Origin of the sequence: Rhodococcoides kroppenstedtii, assembly GCF_900111805.1 — a bacterium.
Taxonomy (GTDB): domain Bacteria; phylum Actinomycetota; class Actinomycetes; order Mycobacteriales; family Mycobacteriaceae; genus Rhodococcoides; species Rhodococcoides kroppenstedtii.
Map to the genome: position 1 here is coordinate 1 of NZ_FOJN01000026.1, position 5195 is coordinate 5195.

Annotated in this window: 3 rRNA genes; all 3 read right to left on the reverse strand. The window is 57.3% G+C overall.

Annotation, left to right across the window (positions count from 1 at the left end):
- Position 1 precedes the first annotated feature (1 nt).
- Positions 2 to 119 (reverse strand): 5S ribosomal RNA (rrf, locus tag BMZ18_RS18990).
- Between the two features lie 80 nt (positions 120 to 199).
- Positions 200 to 3336: ribosomal RNA gene (locus BMZ18_RS18995) — 23S ribosomal RNA — on the reverse strand.
- Positions 3337 to 3672: 336 nt separating this feature from the next.
- Positions 3673 to 5189: ribosomal RNA gene (locus BMZ18_RS19000) — 16S ribosomal RNA — on the reverse strand.
- Together the 16S, 23S and 5S rRNA genes form the textbook arrangement of a ribosomal RNA operon.
- Between the last annotated feature and the right edge of the window lie 6 nt (positions 5190 to 5195).

A 5195-nucleotide genomic window follows, 5' to 3' on the forward strand; every position in this document is an offset into this window, starting at 1 on the left:
TGTTCGGCGGTGTCCTACTCTCCCACACCCTGTCGGGTGCAGTACCATCGGCGCTGGAGGGCTTAGCTTCCGGGTTCGGAATGGGTCCGGGCGTTTCCCGCTCCGCTATGGCCGCCGTAACTCTGTGAAACTGTCACATCCCCGTTTGTGTGGGGTGGTGTGTTGTTTCAGATACTGCACAGTGGACGCGTAGCTTCTTCGTGGTAAGTCCTCGGCCTATTAGTACCAGTCACCTGCACCCATTGCTGGGCTTCCAGTTCTGGCCTATCAACCCGGTGGTCTGCCGGGGGCCTTACCCCCTCTGGGGGGTGAGAAACCTCATCTTGGAACAGGCTTCCCGCTTAGATGCTTTCAGCGGTTATCCCTTCCGAACGTAGCCAACCAGCAGTGCTCCTGGTGGAACAACTGGCACACCAGAGGTTCGTCCGTCCCGGTCCTCTCGTACTAGGGACAGCCTTCCTCAAGTTTCTTCACGCGCGCGGCGGATAGAGACCGAACTGTCTCACGACGTTCTAAACCCAGCTCGCGTGCCGCTTTAATGGGCGAACAGCCCAACCCTTGGGACCTACTCCAGCCCCAGGATGCGACGAGCCGACATCGAGGTGCCAAACCATCCCGTCGATATGGACTCTTGGGGAAGATCAGCCTGTTATCCCCGGGGTACCTTTTATCCGTTGAGCGACACCGCTTCCACTTGCCGGTGCCGGATCACTAGTCCCGACTTTCGTCCCTGCTCGACCTGTCAGTCTCACAGTCAAGCTCCCTTGTGCACTTGCACTCGACACCTGATTGCCAACCAGGCTGAGGGAACCTTTGGGCGCCTCCGTTACATTTTGGGAGGCAACCGCCCCAGTTAAACTACCCACCAGGCACTGTCCCTGAACCAGATCATGGTCCGAGGTTGAGGTATCCAATACGATCAGAGTGGTATTTCAACAACGACTCCACACACACTGGCGTGCATGCTTCACAGTCTCCCACCTATCCTACACAAACCGAACCGAACACCAATACCAAGCTGTAGTGAAGGTCCCGGGGTCTTTTCGTCCTGCCGCGCGTAACGAGCATCTTTACTCGTAATGCAATTTCGCCGAGTCTATGGTTGAGACAGCTGAGAAGTCGTTACGCCATTCGTGCAGGTCGGAACTTACCCGACAAGGAATTTCGCTACCTTAGGATGGTTATAGTTACCACCGCCGTTTACTGGGGCTTAAATTCTCAGCTTCGCCACCGAAGTGGCTGACCGGTCCTCTTAACCTTCCAGCACCGGGCAGGCGTCAGTCCGTATACATCGTCTTACGACTTCGCACGGACCTGTGTTTTTAGTAAACAGTCGCTTCTCACTGGTCTCTGCGACCCACACCAGCTCGGGAGGTAAACTCCGTCACCAGCACAGGTCCCCCTTCTCCCGAAGTTACGGGGGCATTTTGCCGAGTTCCTTAACCATAGTTCTCTCGATCGCCTCGGTATTCTCTACCTGACCACCTGTGTCGGTTTGGGGTACGGGCCGTGTACCAACTCACTAGAGGCTTTTCTCGGCAGCATAGGATCACTGAATTCGCCTCATTCGGCTACGCATCACCTCTCAGGCTCATGTGAACGGCGGATTTGCCTACCGTTCGCCCTACAGGCTTACACCAGTACAACCACTGACTGGCCCAGCTACCTTCCTGCGTCACCCCATCGCTTGACTACTACCAGGAAAGGTCCCGTGCATCACTCCACCAGGCACCCGAAGGTGCTCACGGAAGATCTGGACGGTTAGTACTCCTGATTCGTCATGGGCGCGGATACACGGGTACGGGAATATCAACCCGTTGTCCATCGACTACGCCTGTCGGCCTCGCCTTAGGTCCCGACTCACCCTGGGCGGATTAACCTGGCCCAGGAACCCTTGGTCATTCGGCGGACGAGTTTCTCACTCGTCTTTCGCTACTCATGCCTGCATTCTCACTCGCGTGGCCTCCACACCTGGATCACTCCGGCGCTTCCCCGGCCACACGACGCTCCCCTACCCACCCACACACCTGGCCCACCATCCGCAGACGATGGACGGGATACATGTGAGTGCCGCGGCTTCGGCGGTGTACTTGAGCCCCGCTACATTGTCGGCGCAAAATCACTTGACCAGTGAGCTATTACGCACTCTTTCAAGGGTGGCTGCTTCTAAGCCAACCTCCTGGTTGTCTTCGCGACTTCACATCCTTTTCCACTTAGTACACGCTTAGGGGCCTTAGCCGGCGATCTGGGCTGTTTCCCTCTCGACTACGAACCTTATCGCCCGCAGTCTCACTGCCGCGCTCTCACATCCTGGCATTCGGAGTTTGGCTGATTTCGGTAAGCTTGTGGGCCCCCTAGACCATCCAGTAGCTCTACCTCCAGGATGAAACACGCGACGCTGCACCTAAATGCATTTCGGGGAGAACCAGCTATCACGGAGTTTGATTGGCCTTTCACCCCTACCCACAACTCATCCCCTCAGTTTTCAACCTAAGTGGGTTCGGGCCTCCACGACGTCTTACCGTCGCTTCACCCTGGCCATGGGTAGATCACTCCGCTTCGGGTCCAGAGCATACGACTACATTCGCCCTGTTCGGACTCGCTTTCGCTACGGCTACCCCACACGGGTTAACCTCGCCACATACCACTGACTCGCAGGCTCATTCTTCAAAAGGCACGCCATCACCCACAGTGACAAGTCACTCGCAGGCTCTGACGGATTGTAAGCGCACGGTTTCAGGTACTATTTCACTCCCCTCCCGGGGTACTTTTCACCTTTCCCTCACGGTACTAGTCCGCTATCGGTCACCAGGGAGTATTCAGGCTTATCGGGTGGTCCCGACAGATTCACAGCAGATTTCACGGGCCCGCTGCTACTTGGGCATTCATCACGACAGTCGCACAGTTTTCGTCTACAGGACTCTCACCCTCTACGGCAGGCCATCCCAGACCACTTCGACTAACCACACGATTTCTCACTGTCGGCCGACCCGGCAGAATCGACAAGACAAACCCCACAACCCCACACGCACAACCCCTGCCGGGTATCACATGCACATGGTTTGGCCTCTTCCGCGTTCGCTCGCCACTACTGACGGAATCACTGTTGTTTTCTCTTCCTGTGGGTACTGAGATGTTTCACTTCCCCACGTTCCCTCCACACACCCTATATATTCAGATGCGGGTAACACGACATCACTCGTGCTGGGTTTCCCCATTCGGACACCCTCGGATCTCAGCTCGGTTGACAGCTCCCCGAGGCTTATCGCAGCCTCCTACGTCCTTCATCGGCTCCTGGTGCCAAGGCATCCACCGTACGCTCTTACACACTTACAACAAAGATGCTCGCGTCCACTGTGCAGTTCTCAAACAACACACCCTCATCGAACCAACCTCGGCACCATGCCCACCCGAAAGTGCGGTATGCCCGACATCCGACAAGAATCGTCCTTCAACCAGAGAGGTAACACTCGCGTGTTCTCTCAGGACCCAACAGTGCATCGATATAACCCTCGACCCCACCGGCACACGGGCCGGCAGTCAACGTCGAAGATGAGTTGTCAGTGTTCCACCCATGAGCTCCCACCCGACCCGCGAACGGGGCCGGCGTGGTCTCTGCGTACTTCCCCACCCACCTGTGTGGGCGGTACCGGCACGAGATGTGCTCCTTAGAAAGGAGGTGATCCAGCCGCACCTTCCGGTACGGCTACCTTGTTACGACTTCGTCCCAATCGCCGATCCCACCTTCGACGGCTCCCTCCACAAGGGTTAGGCCACCGGCTTCGGGTGTTACCGACTTTCATGACGTGACGGGCGGTGTGTACAAGGCCCGGGAACGTATTCACCGCAGCGTTGCTGATCTGCGATTACTAGCGACTCCGACTTCACGGGGTCGAGTTGCAGACCCCGATCCGAACTGAGACCGGCTTTAAGGGATTCGCTCCACCTCACGGTATCGCAGCCCTCTGTACCGGCCATTGTAGCATGTGTGAAGCCCTGGACATAAGGGGCATGATGACTTGACGTCGTCCCCACCTTCCTCCGAGTTGACCCCGGCAGTCTCCTGCGAGTCCCCGGCATAATCCGCTGGCAACACAGGACAAGGGTTGCGCTCGTTGCGGGACTTAACCCAACATCTCACGACACGAGCTGACGACAGCCATGCACCACCTGTACACCGACCACAAGGGGGGCCGTGTCTCCACGGCTTTCCGGTGTATGTCAAACCCAGGTAAGGTTCTTCGCGTTGCATCGAATTAATCCACATGCTCCGCCGCTTGTGCGGGCCCCCGTCAATTCCTTTGAGTTTTAGCCTTGCGGCCGTACTCCCCAGGCGGGGCGCTTAATGCGTTAGCTACGGCACGGATCCCGTGGAAGGAAACCCACACCTAGCGCCCACCGTTTACGGCGTGGACTACCAGGGTATCTAATCCTGTTCGCTACCCACGCTTTCGCTCCTCAGCGTCAGTTATTTCCCAGAGACCCGCCTTCGCCACCGGTGTTCCTCCTGATATCTGCGCATTTCACCGCTACACCAGGAATTCCAGTCTCCCCTGAAATACTCAAGTCTGCCCGTATCGCCTGCAAGCCAACAGTTGAGCTGCTGGTTTTCACAGACGACGCGACAAACCGCCTACGAGCTCTTTACGCCCAGTAATTCCGGACAACGCTTGCACCCTACGTATTACCGCGGCTGCTGGCACGTAGTTGGCCGGTGCTTCTTCTGCAGGTACCGTCACTCACGCTTCGTCCCTGCTGAAAGAGGTTTACAACCCGAAGGCCGTCATCCCTCACGCGGCGTCGCTGCATCAGGCTTGCGCCCATTGTGCAATATTCCCCACTGCTGCCTCCCGTAGGAGTCTGGGCCGTGTCTCAGTCCCAGTGTGGCCGGTCGCCCTCTCAGGCCGGCTACCCGTCGTCGCCTTGGTAGGCCATTACCCCACCAACAAGCTGATAGGCCGCGGGCCCATCCTGCACCGATAAATCTTTCCACCACACGGCATGCACCGCGCAGTCCTATCCGGTATTAGACCCAGTTTCCCGGGCTTATCCCGAAGTGCAGGGCAGATCACCCACGTGTTACTCACCCGTTCGCCACTCGTGTACCCCGAAGGGCCTTACCGTTCGACTTGCATGTGTTAAGCACGCCGCCAGCGTTCGTCCTGAGCCAGGATCAAACTCTCCGTTGAAGACTC